Raw genomic sequence first — 18,663 nt, forward strand, 5'->3', positions numbered from 1 at the left:
GTAATGTGATACTTAACATAATTGCTGCAAGATATTGAAATGGAAAAGACTATACAAGAACCCGCTACATACCAGTTGGTCGCTGATTTGCTTAAGCAAGGTGCTGAGGGTGATATTTTTGGGTGTTTGACAGAAGGTTCTTTTGATCTGGCAAAAGTGGCGCTGGTTAAGGAAAAACTCAGCGGTATAACTGTTCAGTTACTGGATGGGGATGGCTACGCTGTTCGTCAGGTAACCAGCAAGCGCCGAGAAAAGAGCGTTGCACGACAGGAGAGTTTGTCTGACCGCCAGGTTAAGGTCGTTAGGGCGCTGGAAAAGGTGTTGATGCATTGCAAGCGCGAAGGAATTCAGCTGATCGGTTATAGCGATGAGCTTGTTGCTTTACCAGCCTCTGTTTCAGAGGAGGAGATATCTGCTGCAAGTGCCGTCGATATAGATTGCTATGGCAGTTATCGAGGTGCAGATGCTATTTTTGATACTGATACCGACTAAGGTGTTGTAACCCGGATCAATCTCGCTAGAATGGCAGCAAGCCTTGGGAATAGGGCGGGTTGTCTTAAAAGCACACTTGGAAGGGAGATTATATGGTTGATGGTATCGGAGTTCTCCTGGTTGATGACCACCCATTGGTTAGAGCGGGTTTTCATCGGTTATTGCAGGCAGACGGGCGTATTAATATCGTCGCCGAAGCAAATAACGGGCAGGAAGCATTCGATCTGTACCGCCAGTTCACGCCAGATTTGGTCATCATGGACCTTTCCATGCCTACAGACACATCTGATCCCGAGGCAACGACCAATATCAACGGTGGCCTGGATGCCATTCGCCGCATCATTTCTCATGATTCATCTGCTCGCGTGCTGGTTCTCACGGTCATGGAGAGCGATCCTTTCCCATCTCATGTATTGAATGCAGGCGCAAAAGGTTATCTAACTAAGCGCTGCGCTCCTGAAGAGCTGCTCGAGGCTGTTGTCACTATTCATGGTGGCGGTACCTATATTTCTGACGTGATTCAAGCAAAGCTGGGCGCAAATGCTGATGATGAGGCTTCACCAGTAAGAGCATTAACTAAGCGTGAGCTTCAAATTTTCACCCATCTTGCTGACGGCCAGTCAGTGACTCAGGTGGCAGAAATCATGTTTTTGAGCCCAAAGACTATTCACGCGCACCGCACCAATATTCTTCGCAAACTCAAAGCAAGCAATAACTCAGAGCTTGTACATCTCGCAATTCGTCACGGCATAGTTCAAGCCTGAACGCTAAACTGTAATAGTGGTCCAATTAATCGAGGTTTCGTACATATATGTATGAGGCCCGATCACTAGGTGGTGACATATGGCTACGTACGGTATTTCAGATCTTCTTGTTGAAAGCGATTTTATCTGGCGCGAAATTGCAGTTGGCGATCACGTTATGGTCGAGGCTGATCTGTACGACAGTGACGGATTGATGTTGAAATATGGCACCTCATATCTTGTGTTAGCGAAGCTACGGAAAGAGCCGGGCAGTTCCACGTTGATCGTCGAGTCTGATGTTACCGGCGAGCTTGTTAATGTTCATCCTGCGTTGATTTGCAGTTACGAAAACGCCCACATACCCATCTCATATTCTTAGCGAAGTAAGCTCTTACTGTCACTGAATAGCCAGTAATGACGGTATTTTGTCGGAATTATTAAATTACGTATAATGTATATTATGTTAAATAGGATAATATTAATTATTATGAGAGTCCCTGTTTTTGTTAATGGAAGTTAAGCATGAGGTTGGTCTCATACAGACGTAAATATCCAAACCCGCATATGACCTACTGTTCTTGCCTTAGGTGTTTTTGCGGCCCCGTGCGGAGAGCTTCGAAGATTTACGATTCGTGGGCAAAGTATCGTTCTATGCAATTGTGATGTTACGAGTTGGTACTGATACCAGTTTCAACTTCTAGTCCTAACTGACACTTGGTGTACAAGCGGTTTTGTGACATTGCCGTAATTAGCAATTACAAATTTATCGTGATACTCCTGGGTGTTCTTGCTGTGTTCGCACTGCTCGTGCGGAGAGCTTCGAAGAATTTTGTTTTGTGGGTAAAGTGTCATTCTTTGCAACGTGAGCCGTTCTCATGTTCCCGCATCTTCATCTATGTTTTCGGTCGTCCTTTGCAGTACTTTGAATTCGATGTCGGATTTGGATTCAGCTTAACGAAGGCAGGAAATGTTAGCTGCTCAGCCTAGCCTTGATTTGGATTCGGGCTTGGTTATCTGTATTAGAGTTGAGTGATGAACTTCGGTACCAACAGTGTTCAACGCTTAAGTGCTTCGGGTGAGCTATCGCTTCTGTCCGTCTTCTTGTGGGTATCGCGTGGCGTGGAAAGCATTTGGTCGCTATGTGAAATTTAAGAGGTGTCGAGAAGTCGTCCTGGGAGCCTCAAGTAACACGGCATTCATTGAAAGCCGTCATCTATAGATGGATGTTGGTGCCCTGCTGAATTTATGATGCCGATAAATGGTATTATCGGCATCGAGTGAAAGATTTGTAGCGTCCCAGATGTTAGCTTCAATATCACCTATCATCAGGCGCAAGGTTTCTTGCACGGAACGACTGCAATCGATATCAAAGCTTAGACCACCATTTGAGTTAAGCGCCCTTTGGATAAATTCTTTAGCAACACATCTCCAACATGGTGTTACCCAGCATCTTGCTAAACCACCAGTCGCCCAACGAAGTCTTGGCCAGCTATCGTAGTTTATCTGCGAGGTTCTTAGTAACAAAGTTTGTCATGATTGCCCTGTAACCTTTTGAATACTCAGGTTTTACTTTTAGTAAGCATGTCAAACACGACACATCGGCATCAATTTATTGGGGTACTGTAAGATTATAAAACGTCAGAAACCTTCATCTTGAGAGTCTCGACTAGATCCGGCTCTTCATATTGATATCTGTCTGGGATTTCGAGGTTGATCAGCTTGTCAGCAAACTCGGTTCCTGTGTTATCAACTATGCGCTGCGCGTGCATCCCTTCGAATACGAATACTTTGTCCGCCCAGTTTAGAAGCTCAGCTGGTACATAGTGTGCTGTTGTTCCTGGCGCATTCTTTCTTGCTTACTCCTGCAGATTTGAATTGGTGCTCGGGATACAACGTTCTGCACACATGCTCTGCAGTAAGAGATCTCTGGATGTTTGCTGTACATATAAATAGAACTTTCATGGCAGTTCACAAGATTAAGCTTAAAGCACAGTTGAGATGCTTAGGATAGATTGTATCCAGTGCACAAGCATTTCGGCGAATATTTCCTATTACTGCCTAAGGCCTGCTGTCTTTGTCGAATAATCCCTTTCCTGGCTTACTACTGTTCGATTTCACTAAGTTTTTTAGTCGGATCCCAAGAAACACGGGCTTCCCCGATCAATCACCTGCTGTTTGGTAGTTTGTTCTAGGCTTGAATATTGACGATTTGTCGGATGACTATATCTATACCAAAGTTTTTCACACCAGCTACAGCAAGAAAATCCAGTTTACTCAGTCAACAGTGCCATCAGCAGTCGATGTATTCTGTGAAGATATCACGTACTTTTTTCCGAAGTGTGAATAATACCTAACATGAAAGCAACTACCAGCCACCATTTTTTCTCGAATAAAGCTATTGGGTTGAGCTATACTAAATCTTGTTATTTCACCGTGTTGATCAAATATTACGCTGCACCCTCCTCTTCGACACTTAGTGTCAATATAGCAACCATATTCGCTGTTCACTTCTTGACTGGATATATTGATCCTCCATAAATCATCCGTGACAACAATCATTAAAACAAAAGCAGTAATTCTTAAAAAAAACTTAATATGCCGTTCTTTCGGGTATTTGGATACAACTACCATCAAGACTGCTACGCTAACCAAAAGAATAATCATGCCTTAGCTCTCCTATATAACTTGGTACAGTTAACGGATCGTTTTTCCTTGATGGGTTGTAGGATTGGCTTCGTGTAACGAATAAAAATATGTGGTAACTACAAATTCGTAATGCCCAACATAGTAACATCTGCCAACAACCGGTTCATAATCGGATATAGATTGAGGTAGGCCTATACGATAACCCTTGAGTTCGCCATTGGTTTCAAAGTACGCAACACGACCTCTTGAGTTTTTGGTTTCTACATAACAACCGTGTTCGTAATTTATATCTTTCATGGCTATGGTCACCCTCCACCACCCAAGTCCTATATAAACGACGAACATACCTAAGACCGTTTTCCGAAAAGATTTTAGAAAGGGCTTTTTTACAAATATTAGAGCATGAATCCACCATAGGAATAACATGGCCATTATTATGGTAAAAAACATGATTTGATCCCTCGCAGTTTATGGATCTCTATCCAGTGTAGCCTGTTTAAACCCTCGATGAATCCCTCCTATATGAGGGGTTTTCAATGCCGGTCGCATATAATCTTTATAATTCTCTAGTTTCATTAAGCTGATTAACTGTCTTATTATCAAGCCATATAGGAAAAACTCCTATTTTTGGTAAAAAGGTCTGGTGGTGTAGAAATAGTACTAGCCAACTGCATAATAGTACTAATGACTGTAGCTGAATGTGCTACACAGTCCATATTATTAACATGGATTAAAAATGTGTTTTCAGAGATTAGCATGTCAATGCCTAATCAGGAATGCTCCTCAATTAATGTTAACTATCCCCCCTAGGAAAAATTAATAATTTTATTGAGCAAGCAAAATGATGATAACTATCCGCAAAATAGTACAAGTAAGGTCAAACTCTCTGTCTATTTTTATTTGAACAAAGCGCATGCAATTTGAATAGTGATTTATCGTGAGACGAATTTTCTTTGGCATGGTTTGGTTAGCAATAACAACCTTTGTATCTCTTTATTGCGGAGCATTTACTGCAGGAATGGTTGAGAAGATAAAAAACCGACTCTCTCTACTGAAGAGATCGCCATTATTGTGCAGTCATTCACCAACCGATATACACTTCTCATAGTTGTTTTCTATTTTACGCTTTGTGCCGTTGGGACGAAACAAGGAAAATTTTCTGGCACAAAAAAATAGGCAGTTGTTCATATAGGGGCTAACTACCTTCGCTAACAACTTTACTCTCTCAGTTGTCAACACCAAAACATAATACTCAATGAAAACCCGGCTATTGCCGGGTTTTCATTATCCTAGACTGCTCAGTTACTTGCACAAAGCCTTGTATCGCTTGCTGCCGGCGCGTTCAGCGATACGGTTTCGCCACTGATTAATGTTGCTGTACTCGGACAGATCAAATTTGATGTCATCGCATATGCTGACAACAAATGATGTATTCAGGTCCGCCAGTGTGAAGGTGTTGCTGACGAGGTAGTCTTTGCCTTCCAGCTCGGCTTCCAGCGTGTTCAGCATGCCCGGGATTTTCTCAAAGGCTTTTTTAATCACTTCGGCATCACGGCGAGGCTCTGGCACAAACACCAACTGGATGAACGCCTGAATCATCGGCACTTGCAGATCAGCGACAGACCAGATGCTCCACTGGCTGACGAGGCCGCGTTCTTGGGCGGTTGTGCCCAGCAGTTCAGGTTTATAGGCATCAGCGATGTAGTTATTGATTGCCAATGATTCCCAGATCGTGAAGTCACCATCAGTTAATGCAGGCACTTTTCCGTTACGGTTAATCTTCAGAAAGGCTTCAGATTTGTGCTCTCCGGCACTGAAATCGATCGACTTCGTTGTGTAGTCGATGCCTGCCTCTTCAAGGCACCAGAAGCAGCGGCCAGCACTTGATTTTGGGCTACCGTAAATTGTGATCATGACCTTTCCCTATGGCTAGTATATGTTGGGTATACGTGGCTGTAGTATTTAGCGAGGCGGCATCTTAGCACAAAGCGTGTGACCTAAAAGGCGCGTGGGCAGATCTTGATGCTCAAGCGATCTCATTGACCAGTTGTTCGACGTGGCAGCGACACTCCGCACAGCGTGGTTGCAGGCCATGAACGGCAAAAATCTCACGGTATTCCTCCTCCCCAAACGCGATCGCTTCTGCAATGTCGTCCACATAGAGGTCATTACAGGTACATACCAATGAGGGATCTTCTGCTTTACGTTCGGTGTCCATTGCCCTGCTCTACTGATCAGTAAATTTGGGCCGATTGTAGGTGTCAGGAGATTCTGGGAATAGCGAATTTAATGCACGTAAAGATGAATCCGCTGCAACCTGATCTGTATGCCACGGCTAATAGGCATCTGCCAAATGATCTATCGGCTTACTGGCTGCAGATTCGTGGCGTTCCACTCGGGAGGTGTGCAGATATTGAGAGGTTGTATCAATACTGTCGTGTCCGGCATCCGCCTGCACATGAGACAGTGGTCTCCCATTGATATTGATGTCGTGGGTAATGCCGGTATGACGGATGCTGTGTGGCGTCATCTGTCGCATTTCCAGTGCATCTTGGGTCATGCCGTCTTTTTCGGCGGCGTTGGCTGCATGATTGAACAGATCGTTGAGTTCTTCGCGTAACTGCCGGATACCCAGATTTGCGTTCAACAAGCCAGCGTCACGCCCTCGTCCCGCTGCTCGGTGGCGTACAAATAGAGGGATCTCCTCATTGGGTGCGGGCAGATCGGTCAGATTCAGGAATCGACGGTAACGCTTTAGCGCTTTTAGCAGCAAATGTGATACTGCAACCGTACGCTTTTTACCGCCTTTGCTGCGCGGGATATGAAACCCCCATACGCCGGTTTTATTGTCGCGCCGGAACTGCCCCATCACCGGTGAAAAACCAGGGCGCGCGGCAGCTTCGGAGATGCGTAGATAGCAACAATACATCAGGCTGATCAAAAATAGCGTACGTTCGTGTTCATCCTGGTGGCTTTTTGCGAGATTCTCGGCGGTTGAGATCACGTATGACCATTGCAGTTCAGTAAATGAACGCATCTCCTCGTCATCTTCATGCATCACCCGGTTTTGCGTGCCTGATTTAAAGCGGCCATTTTTCATGAGCATCATTGCTGGATTGCGCTCAGTGTACTCTTCGTTGATCAGATAGCTGAAGAATGCGGACAAAATCGCCAGTTTGGTTTTCAGGGCTTTGTCTGTAATCCTGTATGGCTGCTCAGTGCCTTCTAACTTTTTGCCCAAAAAGGGTCGCCATAAAGGGTTGGGTACCCGTTCCTGCAGATCTTTATCAACTACGAACTGGGCCACATTGCGATATGCCACCAGCTCGATTGGAGGTTGTGTGCAGTAATCGATATATCGCATCAATACGCGCCGGCTAACATCTGCGACGGATATGCCTTCCACATCAAATGCCCAATGCAAAAATGTTGTCAGTTCACTGCGATAGGTTTTGTAATTGTTCTCGCTGTGGCGCTGTTCAAGCAACCAATCCACGGCGTACTCATACACTAATGCCGCATCGTTAACGTGCTTCATTGTTATGTTGGCGATGTATTGATTGACGACGGCATTGCCATCTTCCAGATATTGGACGGAGTCGAATAAGGGGGTTGCTTTAGGATTGTTGAACATAGTATTCGCCAGCGAAGAGTGGTTTTTATATCTTAGCAAAAACAAATAGATGCGATGACTATTTAAACTACATAATACAATTATTTCTATGCGGCGCGCCCTATATGGGCTTCTTTAAAAAGTATGTCACATAGCCTCTAATTTAGAGGCTTTTCATCAGCATAGGCATCAGCGTGTAACGCCAAGTCTTCAGCTAAACAGGGCTGCATCATTTTCAATTTTTCACGGCCATTGTGAGTATTGGGGGCGGTATCGCGCATTAGCGGCGGTTATTGCCTTATTGATCCAGAAATTTTCAAGATCGTTTGCGAAACAGCTTTATGATGAGAAATTTCATACACCTTTCAATAGAGATGCATTGGGCAATCCCTTACCACAGCCTTATAGCGGGCGATTTGCGTTTAATCGCTTAGCTATTCTCATGTGTTTCAACACATAACTATCACCTGCGCTAATGATCTTCACCGAACCATTGAGTAGAACTCATTTGGGCGGCGCAAGAAAGTGCTACTGTTCGTGCGAAAAGTACCAACTGTATACATATGTTTACACTAGTGTTAACTGCAGGAAGCGGACTAAAAACAGTGGTGTATCCGTTTGTTATGTTTTTTCAGTTAACGGAGCTTCGTTATGTATCGTTCTGCCTGGGCTAAAGTCCTTTTATTATCAGCAACACCTTTACTCTTCCCGATGGAATCTTTAGCACGGAGCGACAATGCATACGGTGTTAACGCACCGTTTGGAATCAACGAGTTACCACCGGGGATTTTAAAGAAGCAACTGGAAGATCTGTCTCCTGCCGCGCAAAAGCGTGCATTAGGCTGGATGCACCGTTTTAGCTTTACCGAACAAGATGTGCCAGCACTGCGCGTTGATCAAAGCGGTGGTGTTTTTTATGAAGACCCGGTTTTCGATGGCATTGATCCGGCGCCATCTTCTACCCCATCACTGTCTGAAGTTACCCACGCTGAGGCGTTCACACTGCACAGTAAACCCGGAGCGTCGCGGGTCGTTTATCTGGATATGGATGGTCATGTGGTGAGCGGGACTATCTGGAACGGCTCTGCAGATCCACTCTATATGCGTCCTTACGACAGTAACGGTGACGAATCTTCATTTAGTCAAACAGAGCTGAATGAGATTGCGGAAACCTGGAAGCGAGTTGCAGAAGACTTTGCACCTTACGATATCGATGTTACCACCGAAGAGCCCCCAGCGTTTGGGGCTAATGTCGGTCATATTCTGGTGACCCGTAAAGCGGATGAGAACAACCGCAACATATATAACTGCAGCTGTGGTGGTGTCGCTTATGTCGGCGTATGGGGAAACAGTAACTTCCCCTATTACCAGCCCGCGTTGGTTTTCCTGGATGGAGTCGGTGGCCCGCACAATATATCCGAAGCAGCCTCTCATGAGCTAGGACATAACCTATCGCTATCCCATGACGGAAATAGTAGCACTGGCTACTACGGAGGCCATGGTTCCGGGAATACCGACTGGGGGCCGATCATGGGTGTGGGTTACTATGCCCAGGTGTCTCAGTGGAGCAAGGGCGAATATGCTGATGCAAATAACACGCAGGATGATCTGCAGCTGATTGCAGATCGCCTTACCTACCGTACGGATGATCACGAAGATGTTAATTTCTCCGGGGCCACTCCGTTAGTGATTACGGGAGGGACTTCTGTTAATGCGACCAACCCCGTCACGGACCCCGCCAATACCGATCCTTCGAACAAAGGGATCATAGAAGATCGAACGGATGTAGATCTGTTCTTTATGGACGTTGGGGATGGCACGATTAATCTAAGTGTGACACCCGCGTGGGCTGACGCCTTCGCGTCTCAGTCACGTCGCGGTATGAACCTGGATGTTAAAGCGGTGCTCTATGATGAGTTTGGCTATGAAGTTGCGCAAAGCAACCCGCTCTCTGATACCTACGCCACTATCAATGTAGGTGTTGCCGCAGGACGCTACATCCTGTCAATCGAAGGTGTTGGCGTAGGTGATCCACTGACAAATGGTTATACCGACTACGGAAGTCTGGGTCAGTATTTCATCACGGGTTCTGTACCGGAAGATTCGGTATCGACCACACCACCCACTGCGCCAACGGATCTCTCAGCTGTACAGTCGGGTGATGCTAACATCGCCCTGAACTGGACCGATCCACTGTCTACCGCTGAAAGCAATGAAGCGGGATACCGCGTGTATCGTCAGATAGATGGTGGCAGTTTCGTGCAAATCTCCACGCTGCCCAGAGATAGCTCAAGCTTTTCAGATAACAATCTCGCCTCCGGGGCGTATGTTTATCAGGTTGAGGCCTATAACAGCGCGGGCTTCTCTACTTCAAACAGCACCATAGCGATTGTGATCAGCGTGCCTTCTACTGCATCTGCTACATCTGAAAATACTATGATGGGCAGTATTGTTAGTGGCTCTTACCAAAGCACGGTTAATGTGTCTGGATATGAGCGCATCTCTGAACAACATCAGGGAGGAAAGCCGCGGAATCGTGTTAGCCAGATGGAGCACTTTTGGACCGTGTCGGGCATTGCCCCTGCCGCATCCGTCACGCTTGATGTTGACGCTACGGCACCCGCAAACAGCGATGGCGATGACTTTGCGCTGGCCTACTCTACTGACGGCAGCAACTATCAGCCATTTGGCATGCTGAGTAACGGAACGGGGCGTCAGGTCATCTCCGCATTGCTACCTGCAGGCACCTCTGGCTCTATATTTATCCGGGTTAATGATACCGATCGCACTGCCGGGAACGGACAGAACAATTATCTGGACGTATACCAAATTGTCGTCACTTCTGCGGGCGAGCCAGGCGACTTGCCGCCAACAGTCACTATTAGTGAACCAGCAGACAACACCACTGCTGATGCGGGTGATTGGCTGATTTTCTCTGCGACAGCAAGTGACAGTGAAGACGGCGACCTATCCGGCGGCGTGAGCTGGAGCTCCAGCCTTGATGGCAATCTCGGTCAGGGTGCATCAGTGCAAACATCAACGTTGTCTTTAGGGGCTCATGTGATTACAGCAACCGTCACTGATTCCGCAGACAACAGTGACAGCGATACGGTGAACGTCACCATTAGCGACCCTTTGCAGAACAATGCGCCGGTCGCAAATACGGATAATGCGAGTGTCGATCAGGACAGTAGCGTTGTTATAAGTGTGTTGAGCAATGATACCGATGCTGATGGTGACAGCCTGACCATTGGATCGGTCACACAAGGTACTAACGGTAGCGTGACCAACAATGGCAGCACCGTGACCTATACGCCAAATGCTAGTTTTGTGGGCAGCGACAGCTTTACCTACAACGTCAATGATGGTCAGGGAGGTAGCGATACCGGAACCGTGAATGTGACCGTTAATCCGACAGGTGGTGCGGTGCTCACAGTCACTGACGTCACACCGAATACTGTTGGTGTAAATCAGCAAGTTGAGGTGACGATTGTGGGTACGGGCTTTACGCAAGGAGCGAGCGTAAGTTTCCAGAATGGTTCAGGCCCCGCGCCCTCTGCATCAGGTGTGGTTGTAGTGAATAGCACGACTATGACAGCCAATGTCTTCGTTAAAGCTGGTGGGCCTCGTCGTAATCGTACATGGGATGTTGTGGTGAACAACGGCAGCAGTGCTACCTGCAGTGGTTGCATTACCGTAACGCCTTAATCGCTCGTTTTAGTCCTTTCAGACAAATACCCGGTCCAGAGCAATCTGGCCGGGTTTTTTTATGGTTGATTTAACTAGCCCATACCTGCTGTATGGGGCGTTGGCGTTTCGTTGTACTTTCACATACGTCATAAGGCGGTCTCCAGCTCATGGACTTGCGTGTTATTCGCGCTGGAAAAAAACCTTTTATTCACACCCATATTCGGTCGGGATCTCCCGATCAAAACTCGCACAACAAGTTTGTGGTTGCTGCATCACATGATCCCTAATCACTGCTAAGCTGAAGGGGTTTGAGTATTCGGGTGTAACGGTGAGGGATCCAGCGTGACAAAGAGGCGACAACCAAGTGCGAACATGGAACCTGATTCTCGGGTGTTGAACTCCTCTACTTCTGGGCTTGCGTTCCCACTGCATAAGCGCCCCAAAAAACGTTGCTGGATGGGTGTGCTAGCGGTCTTCATTGGCAGTCTGTCTGTCGCCGTATACATCCATCGTCCTGCAACCACGCATTCGTTTACAGATATTAGCGCTGAGCAATGGCTAAAAGCGGGTAAAAAAGTCGTTAACCATGCCATGAACGGCGTGGATTATGCGGTTGCAGCGATAGACGCGATGGACGCAACGTTGTCAGCTATGGCAGAGCATAAAACACCGCAATTGATTTCAGGGCTGCCTGTGGTCGCAACGAAGCACTTGGCAGGTAATGCACAAGACACACTGGACACCGTTACCCAATTCTCCCGCCGCGTGCGACAGGATGTCCCTGAAATGCCCCCTCACGCCCATCGCTTCCTGAATAGGACGGAAGCTTATCTGCGCACTGGCGGCGAAGATATCGAACAAGCCAGTGCATCCATCAGTGAGGCGTACGAGAGAAAACACCGGCAAAACGTTGAGCAGGCGCTGGATGACTTGTCTGACAAATCTGCCGTTTGGTGGCAAGAACATTGGTTGGCGGTTAAAACCTTTGTTCTCAGTAAAGTTCAGAGATAGAAATCTACAAACAGGTCGTTCAAGAACATCTCAGGTCGCGCTTGGAGAGGGCTGCTACACACATCCCTGCTCCAAGAAACATGGGTGCTACTGCGTGGCGGCCCCTGCGAATTTGGCTAATGCGCCCTTCACTTTGCCGATCACAGCATCGCAGCCTTCGATGTTGTGGCGTTCTTTCAGGTATTCCGGATCATTGTATGACAACCAGGTCTGGCCTTTTTCGTCTTCCCAGATCAGCGCTTTCTGTGGCAGATCCAGTGCAGTTGTCTGGCTGCACAACATCAGGGGGGTGCCGACTTTTGGATTGCCGAAGATCACAACTTCGGTTGGTCGCAGTTCCAGGTTAGCTTTTTTAGCACCTTCTGCATGATTGATACGGGTGAAAACTGTCATTCCTTTATCGTTTAACACAGACTCAAGTTTATCTGCGGTTGTCGCCACGTCGTGTTTGCTCTGTACCGTGATGATACCGTTGTCAGCCATTACAGGCGCGGAGATCAGAGCGGTTAGTGCCAGGCCAGTCAGTTGTTTACGCATGATTAGACGTCTCTCATGATTAGGTTAACGCCAGGATGGCGGATAGCTTGCATATTCGAACTCGCGCGATCATAACTCTGGTGCCTGAAACAAGGCTGAAAGTCTCAAAAACGCAGCGAATTACTACACACGGGGTTAACTATCAATGCGGTACCAGTGTCCGCTGGGTCGACCGATACTGATCCAGTCATAACGAAGATCATCACGCCGGTGCAGCCACTTATGACGGCTGTCCAGTATCCAGCCTTCGACCGATAGCACCACATGGTCGCCTCCGTTCTCGGTGCGTACGTAGACTAAATCTGATGGAATCCCAATGGTTTCCAGCCGGTTCCGAACCCAAAGCGCAAAATCCTCACAATCACCTTCAAGGCTGGCCGTCCAATAGTCATTGAGCTGGTATCGGCTCTGGTCACTGACATAGCGGTGTTTGGCATGCGCTTCATCAAGCACGTTCTGCAGGGTGTCTTGCAAAGACCAGCAGTGGCCGCCTCTATTACGCAAGTCGGTACAGCCACCCAGTGGAGGTACAGGATCGCCAATACGAAATGGCGTGGGGGCGTTTGTCATACATCCCGTGAGCAGTACGCTGAATAAGGCGAGGGCTAGTTTCATATCGCACCCAGTGCGTTGGCGTTCTGGGTGGGTCACGTGCAGTCAGCAACATTCCCTTTTGCATCGATCTGGTGAGTGTGTGACCTGCCGGTTGAGCGCCGGAGTTCCTGATCTGTAAATAGATCGAATTCTGTTGGTGTTAGCGGTAAGTATAGCGTGCGGGTATCTGAGGATGCGGATCTGAGGTGTATAGACTGGCGGACTGGGGGAATGCCCCCAGCCCACTTGGTGTGTTGCTCGCCCTATTCCCGCAGTCGGAACTGGCTTTCAAGTTGGCTGACCCCTAAGCCATTCATTTTCTTCACTTGAATCTGAGTAGAGATCCGTTCCTTCATCGCTTCGATATGGCTGATCACACCAATCATCTTTCCGGACGCATTCAGACTATCTAGTGCATCCAGTGCGGTATCCAATGTTTCAGCGTCCAGTGTCCCGAAGCCTTCATCCAAAAACAGTGAATCGATACTGGTTTTTTGGCTGACAAGATCGGATAGCGCTAGCGCCAATGCGAGACTGACAAGAAAGCTCTCACCGCCTGAAAGCGTTTTGGTATCGCGCACAGCATCGCCCTGCCATGTATCCAATACTTGAAGTTCCAGGGCTTCCGATTGCTTGCGCTGTAACAGATAACGGCCGTGCAAACGGTCCAGCTGTTTGTTGGCAAGATACACCAGATGATCCAGTGTCAGGCCCTGAGCAAAGCGGCGGAACTTGTCCCCTTTTTGTGAGCCGATCAATGCGTGCAGGTAGGCGATGTCGTCATACTGTTCCTGACTCCGTTCTATCTCGGCAAAGAGTTCAGTCTGATTGATGCGGCGTTGCTGATCATCATCGATGCTGCGTTTTACTTCACCCTGCTGTTTGCTGTTATCAAGCTGCTGGGTGGTCACCAGCGTCAGGCGTTCTTCGACTTGTGCCGCCGGAGTCTGAAGCCATTGCTGTTGCTGATCGCCACTTTGCAGTGCGTTGAGTGTTGCATCGGCTTGTTCTTTTAAGGCTTGTGCACGCTCTAGCTGGCTTTCCAGTTGTTTCTTCAGCGCAACCAAGCGACTGCGCTCCTCTTCAGGTAGCAGTGCAGCTTCGAAAACCTGCTGGGATTCAAATGGACTGTTGTTCAAAAGCGCTTGCCAGTCCTGCTCTTGCTGTGTCAGATCTCCATTGAGTTCGGTCAACTGTTGTTGCGCGCTATTGAACTGTCCGCTCAGATGTTGCAACTGTTGTGTTGTTTGCTGATGCGCGTGCTGTGCCTGCTGATAACCGGTATCGGCATGCTGGCAATGTTGCAGCATCCGCTGACGTTCAACTTCTACCTGTTTGTCACCAAACAAAGTCTGGCGTTGCGATTGTTTATCGCTCAGCTGCGCGGAGATCTGTGTTAACTGCTGGCTGTGTTCTGATAGAGCATTACTTAAGCGTTGTGAGTCGTCTTCCAGTGACTTTATGTCAGATAAAAGCCCTGTCAGTGATTTCTGATGCTCTAAGCTTTGCTGATATGATGTTTGCCATTGGGATGCTGCATGATGTCGCTCGTTCAGCCATGGATCAATCTGATCCAGTGATGGCATCGTCTGCCCTAACGCGTGCAGCTGGGTATTAAGCTGGCCTTCAAGATCATCGCGTTGTTGCTGCAACGCTGTTAACTCAGTCTGCAACTGGCCTGTCTGTGTGACGGCGTGATCATGCTGCTGACGGTTCAGTGCAATCTGATGGCTACTGTTATGTGCTTCACGCTCTGCGGTCGCCAGTTCATTCAATGAGGCTTGGGTGCGTTGCTGCAATTGTTTTAGCTGGCTTTGCTGCTGATTCAGATGCTGCATGCGTTCATGGCTATGCTGCAAGAAACCGTTGAGCACGGCAGGATCACCGATCAATAGCTGTACGTTTAATTCTGCGGCGATTTGCTGCCAACGTGCGGTGATTGCGTGGGAATCAGACTCCACGGCAGCGTAACGTTTAGTTTTCTCTTCCAGGGTAACTTCGTCTTTATGAAGTACGTCCTTTTGCGCTTTAGCCTGTTGCTCGATAGCCTCCATCTCAGACTGAAGCTGCTGCTGACGCTGTTCGGTCTCCGACAGATTGAGCGCTTGATAGGTATCGATCAGTGGGTGCTCAGCCGAACCACAAAGCGGACACGGCTCATGGGGTTGCAGTTTGGCGCGCTCCACCGATAGGTCAGCGATACGCTTTTCCTGCTCAATCAGCGTATCGACATCTTTTCGGTGATTGAGTTTCTGCTGATACTGTTGGCGCAGCACCTGTATCTGTTGCTGTTGAGTCTGTATTGCCGCACTCAGAGTTTGTTGCTGAAGGCCCAGATCAGACTTTTCTGTACTCAAGCTTTGAAAGCGTTCAGACAAGTTTTGCAGCTCAAGTCGAAGCCCTTGCTGCTCGTTCAGCATACGCTGTTCTTGTTCCAGAGCGGTTTCATCGTTACCGGCTAAAAGCTGCGCAGATTCTGTCTCAAGCGTGTGTAATGCAGTTTTACAATCGGTAACACGTTGCTGAGTACGTTCGACATCGTGCTGTAACGACCCTTGTGCAGCACTGAGTGCCTGAATATTGTCATTGAGCGCTAACAGATTCTGCTGACGCTCTTGGGTCTGAGTTTGCAATTGATTGAGCTGATCAAACTGCGCCTGCCAGCGTGGTAGCTGCGCGGCTAGCTGCTCGTCTTGAGCATGTGTCTGAAGGTAAACGCTTAACGTGTTGAGTTCCGCCTTCAGCACTGTTTCCTGGGATCGCTGCGTGTTAAGTCTTACTGTGGTGCTGGAAAATTCCTGTTCGGACTTCTGCTTTTCCGCATTCAGTCGATTTTGTTCGGCGGACAGCTGCTGACATTGGTTGTCCAGCGGAACGATCTGTTCATTGAGCAAGGTTTCCAGCGCTTGCTGGTCATGACGTGCGGTCTTTAACGCCTCTTCATGACTGTTCAGCGATAGTTGGGTATTGGCAGCGCTCTGCTCGGCGCCTGTCACGCCCGCTTTAAGCGCCGTGACGGATTGTTGCGCTGTTGCCTGTTTAGAGCGAATCGTTTGCAACAGATAAAACGGTGTGCGCAATGTTTCAGCAGGTTCCGCCTGAGCCAGCCGGGTCAGCGAGGCCTGCTCCTGATGCAAGGTCTGTTGTGATTGCTGCAGACTGGCGTGTGCATCGTTGGCGCTACGCTGCGCGGCCAGATAGTGCTCCCACCATGCTTTGTGGGCCTGCCATTGCTGGCGCTGCTGTTCGAACAGGGCTTCCTGTGCAGTCAGTTCCCGTTGACGGTCAGCCAGCGCTTCGAGTTGCTCGGCACTGAGCAGCTCTACACCCTCTGCACGTGCTTTGAGTTGTGCCAGTTCACTTTTCTGCAGGCTGAAATGTTCGTGCACTTTCTCGGAAATCAGGCCGTATATTTCAGTGCCCGTCAGTTCTTCCAGCAGTTCAGCACGATCATTGGCATCGGCGTTTAGAAATGCTGCGAACTGGCCCTGAGACAGCATCATCGATTTGGTAAAGCGGGCAAAATCCAGACCGGTAATCCGTTCGATCAGCTGGTTCTTCTTTTTTACCTGCGAGGCGATGATTTTTCCATCGTCCAGGCCTGCCAGCTCCACCTTGGCATCCTGCAGGTTTCCGTCGGCCTGATCACGGGAGCGGCGCTGACTCCAGAATGCACGGTAAGCGGTGCCTTTTACGTCGAACTCCACTTCAGCCAGTGCATCAGCAGTTCCACGGGTCATCAGCTCGTTGCTGGATTTCGAAATGTTATTCAGCCGAGGCGTACGGTGATACAGCGCAAGGCAGATCGCATCCAGAATGGTGGTTTTACCCGCACCCGTCGGACCGGTAATCGCAAACAGGCCGTTATCCGCAAACGGGGATTGGGTGAAGTCGATCTTCCACTCGCCTTTAAGGGAGTTGATGTTCTTCAGACGCAGACTGAGGATTTTCATGCGTTCACCTCCTCTTCCTGATCAGACGAACTGACCTCTTCCATGATGCTGCGAAAGCGTGTGCGGATGCGTGTCAATCGCTCACCTTCACTTTCGCCGTCGAATGTTTCCTGCGCCAGACGCCGCTCGAACACCTCTTCGGGTGTCAGTTCCGCCAGTGTCTCCTTCTCCTGCCGCTCAATCTGAGCCTGTCGGTTGCTGCGGGCACGCCTCAGCTGGAGCACTTCTACGTTCATATCGGCGGTCATGGCCTGAATGCGTTGTTGCAAATCGTTCAGGTAGTCCTGTGTATCTACTTCGATGCATAACCAGACAGGCTTATCATCCAGATGTTCTGATAGTAGGTTTAACTCGCGCTCTATGGTCTCCAAATCTCCCTTGATCACCTGCATCGGTTGAAACAGCGGGACCAAAATGGGAGTGATCTGATTGAGCGTGCCGTCAGTAAACTCTGCCATCAGCACCTCTTTCTGCGTGCCGAGCTCATCGAAACTGAGCGGAATCGGCGAGCCACAATAGCGAATATGTTCCGACTGAGCGACGATCTGCGGGCGATGAATATGACCCAACGCGATATAATCTGCAGGCGGAAATGCACTGGATGGCACTGCCTCAAGACTGCCGATATAGATATCACGCACTGACTCGGAGCTTTTGACGCCCATCGCAGTGAGGTGGCCGGTCGCAATAATAGGGACGTCTGCGGATAACTCTGTACGTTTTTTCTCAGCCAGCGCATACAGAGAGGCATAGTGATTTTTGATCGCCTCCCCTAATGCTTGCTGCTTCTCAACGCCAGACTCATCGGCCTGACTGGTGACTACATCACGGGGGCGAATATATGGGATCGCACACAGGATAGCCCCGGGATTACCCTCTTGATCATTCAGCACGATGATCTGATCATCGGCGTTGTTTTCAACACGCGCGACAACCCGTGTATTCAGATACGCCAAAAGCTCTCGGGATTCGTTGAGTGTAGATACCGAATCGTGATTGCCTCCCAGAATAACCAGCTGGCAACCGAGCTTGTTCATTTCCACCACAAAACGGTTATAGATCTCGCGGGCATAACTTGGGGGTGCACCGGTATCAAAGATGTCTCCAGCGACAATCACCGCATCAATCTGCTGTTCACAGATCCGATTCAATAACCAATTGATAAAAGCCAGATGTTCGGCCGCACGGCTTTTGGTAATAAAGTGCTGGCCTAAGTGCCAGTCAGAGGTGTGCAGAATGCGCATCAGTTGTGCTCAGAATTCCATCTATGCAGGTTTTGGAGGGTCGCAGGCAATACTAACAGTGTCCTTCTCTGTGCTCCATGTGGTTGTCGTCTTTCTGTCTTCAGCCGCGGGCTGAGCGTTGATAATAAAGATCACCATCT

General features: G+C 48.5%; 14 protein-coding genes. 5 read left to right on the forward strand and 9 right to left on the reverse strand.

The genetic code is table 11. From position 1 onward, the window contains the following. Window positions 1–39: 39 nt before the first annotated feature. From IOQ59_RS03500 to IOQ59_RS03510, 3 genes are all read left to right on the forward strand, one after another. The gene (locus tag IOQ59_RS03500) at window positions 40–492 is read left to right on the forward strand and encodes a response regulator (RefSeq protein ID WP_193951864.1); all 453 of its coding nucleotides are present in this window, start codon (window positions 40–42) and stop codon (window positions 490–492) included. A gap of 92 nt (window positions 493–584) precedes the next feature. Next, window positions 585–1,256 (forward strand): response regulator, encoded by a 672-nt coding sequence (locus tag IOQ59_RS03505; RefSeq protein ID WP_193951865.1) that lies wholly within the window; start codon window positions 585–587, stop codon window positions 1,254–1,256. Between the two features lie 79 nt (window positions 1,257–1,335). Continuing rightward, window positions 1,336–1,614, forward strand: a complete 279-nt coding sequence (locus IOQ59_RS03510) for a hypothetical protein (RefSeq protein WP_193951866.1) — start codon at window positions 1,336–1,338, stop codon at window positions 1,612–1,614. A gap of 1,430 nt (window positions 1,615–3,044) precedes the next feature. Here IOQ59_RS03510 and IOQ59_RS21560 read toward each other — a convergent pair. From IOQ59_RS21560 to IOQ59_RS03530, 5 genes are all read right to left on the reverse strand, one after another. Beyond that, window positions 3,045–3,197 (reverse strand): arsenate reductase/protein-tyrosine-phosphatase family protein, encoded by a 153-nt coding sequence (locus IOQ59_RS21560; protein WP_193951867.1) that lies wholly within the window; start codon window positions 3,195–3,197, stop codon window positions 3,045–3,047. Window positions 3,198–3,929: 732 nt separating this feature from the next. Further along, window positions 3,930–4,178, reverse strand: coding sequence for a hypothetical protein (locus IOQ59_RS21125; protein ID WP_228050656.1), 249 nt, complete (start codon window positions 4,176–4,178; stop codon window positions 3,930–3,932). A gap of 1,005 nt (window positions 4,179–5,183) precedes the next feature. Beyond that, window positions 5,184–5,795, reverse strand: a complete 612-nt coding sequence (locus IOQ59_RS03520; protein WP_193951868.1) for a glutathione S-transferase family protein — start codon at window positions 5,793–5,795, stop codon at window positions 5,184–5,186. Window positions 5,796–5,907: 112 nt separating this feature from the next. Further along, window positions 5,908–6,099, reverse strand: a complete 192-nt coding sequence (locus tag IOQ59_RS03525; protein WP_193951869.1) for a (2Fe-2S)-binding protein — start codon at window positions 6,097–6,099, stop codon at window positions 5,908–5,910. Window positions 6,100–6,216: 117 nt separating this feature from the next. Continuing rightward, a complete protein-coding gene (locus IOQ59_RS03530) occupies window positions 6,217–7,515 on the reverse strand; it encodes a tyrosine-type recombinase/integrase (RefSeq protein ID WP_193951870.1) in 1,299 nt (432 codons plus the stop codon). Between the two features lie 630 nt (window positions 7,516–8,145). On the opposite strand from IOQ59_RS03530, the gene IOQ59_RS03535 reads away from it, so the two are divergent. Then, a complete protein-coding gene (locus tag IOQ59_RS03535) occupies window positions 8,146–11,202 on the forward strand; it encodes an Ig-like domain-containing protein (RefSeq protein WP_193951871.1) in 3,057 nt (1,018 codons plus the stop codon). A 354-nt stretch (window positions 11,203–11,556) separates the two neighbouring features. Further along, entirely contained in the window at window positions 11,557–12,195 is a 639-nt protein-coding gene (locus tag IOQ59_RS03540) for a hypothetical protein (protein ID WP_193951872.1), read from the forward strand. 87 nt (window positions 12,196–12,282) lie between these two features. Here the strand turns inward: IOQ59_RS03540 and IOQ59_RS03545 are convergent, their stop codons facing one another. The 4 genes from IOQ59_RS03545 to sbcD all read right to left on the reverse strand — a co-directional run bounded on the left by IOQ59_RS03545 (window position 12,283) and on the right by sbcD (window position 18,523). Further along, a complete protein-coding gene (locus IOQ59_RS03545; protein WP_193951873.1) occupies window positions 12,283–12,732 on the reverse strand; it encodes a DUF302 domain-containing protein in 450 nt (149 codons plus the stop codon). 135 nt (window positions 12,733–12,867) lie between these two features. Continuing rightward, entirely contained in the window at window positions 12,868–13,347 is a 480-nt protein-coding gene (locus IOQ59_RS03550) for a transglutaminase-like cysteine peptidase (RefSeq protein ID WP_193951874.1), read from the reverse strand. 242 nt (window positions 13,348–13,589) lie between these two features. Continuing rightward, complete coding sequence (locus IOQ59_RS03555) at window positions 13,590–17,279, reverse strand: SbcC/MukB-like Walker B domain-containing protein (protein WP_193951875.1); 3,690 nt, start codon at window positions 17,277–17,279, stop codon at window positions 13,590–13,592. Next, window positions 17,276–18,523, reverse strand: coding sequence for an exonuclease subunit SbcD (gene sbcD / locus IOQ59_RS03560; RefSeq protein ID WP_193951876.1), 1,248 nt, complete (start codon window positions 18,521–18,523; stop codon window positions 17,276–17,278). The genes IOQ59_RS03555 and sbcD overlap by 4 nt, the downstream gene beginning before the upstream one ends. Between the last annotated feature and the right edge of the window lie 140 nt (window positions 18,524–18,663).

Origin of the sequence: Pontibacterium sinense (assembly GCF_015209595.1) — a bacterium.
GTDB classification, from domain to species: Bacteria; Pseudomonadota; Gammaproteobacteria; order Pseudomonadales; family Balneatricaceae; genus Pontibacterium; species Pontibacterium sinense.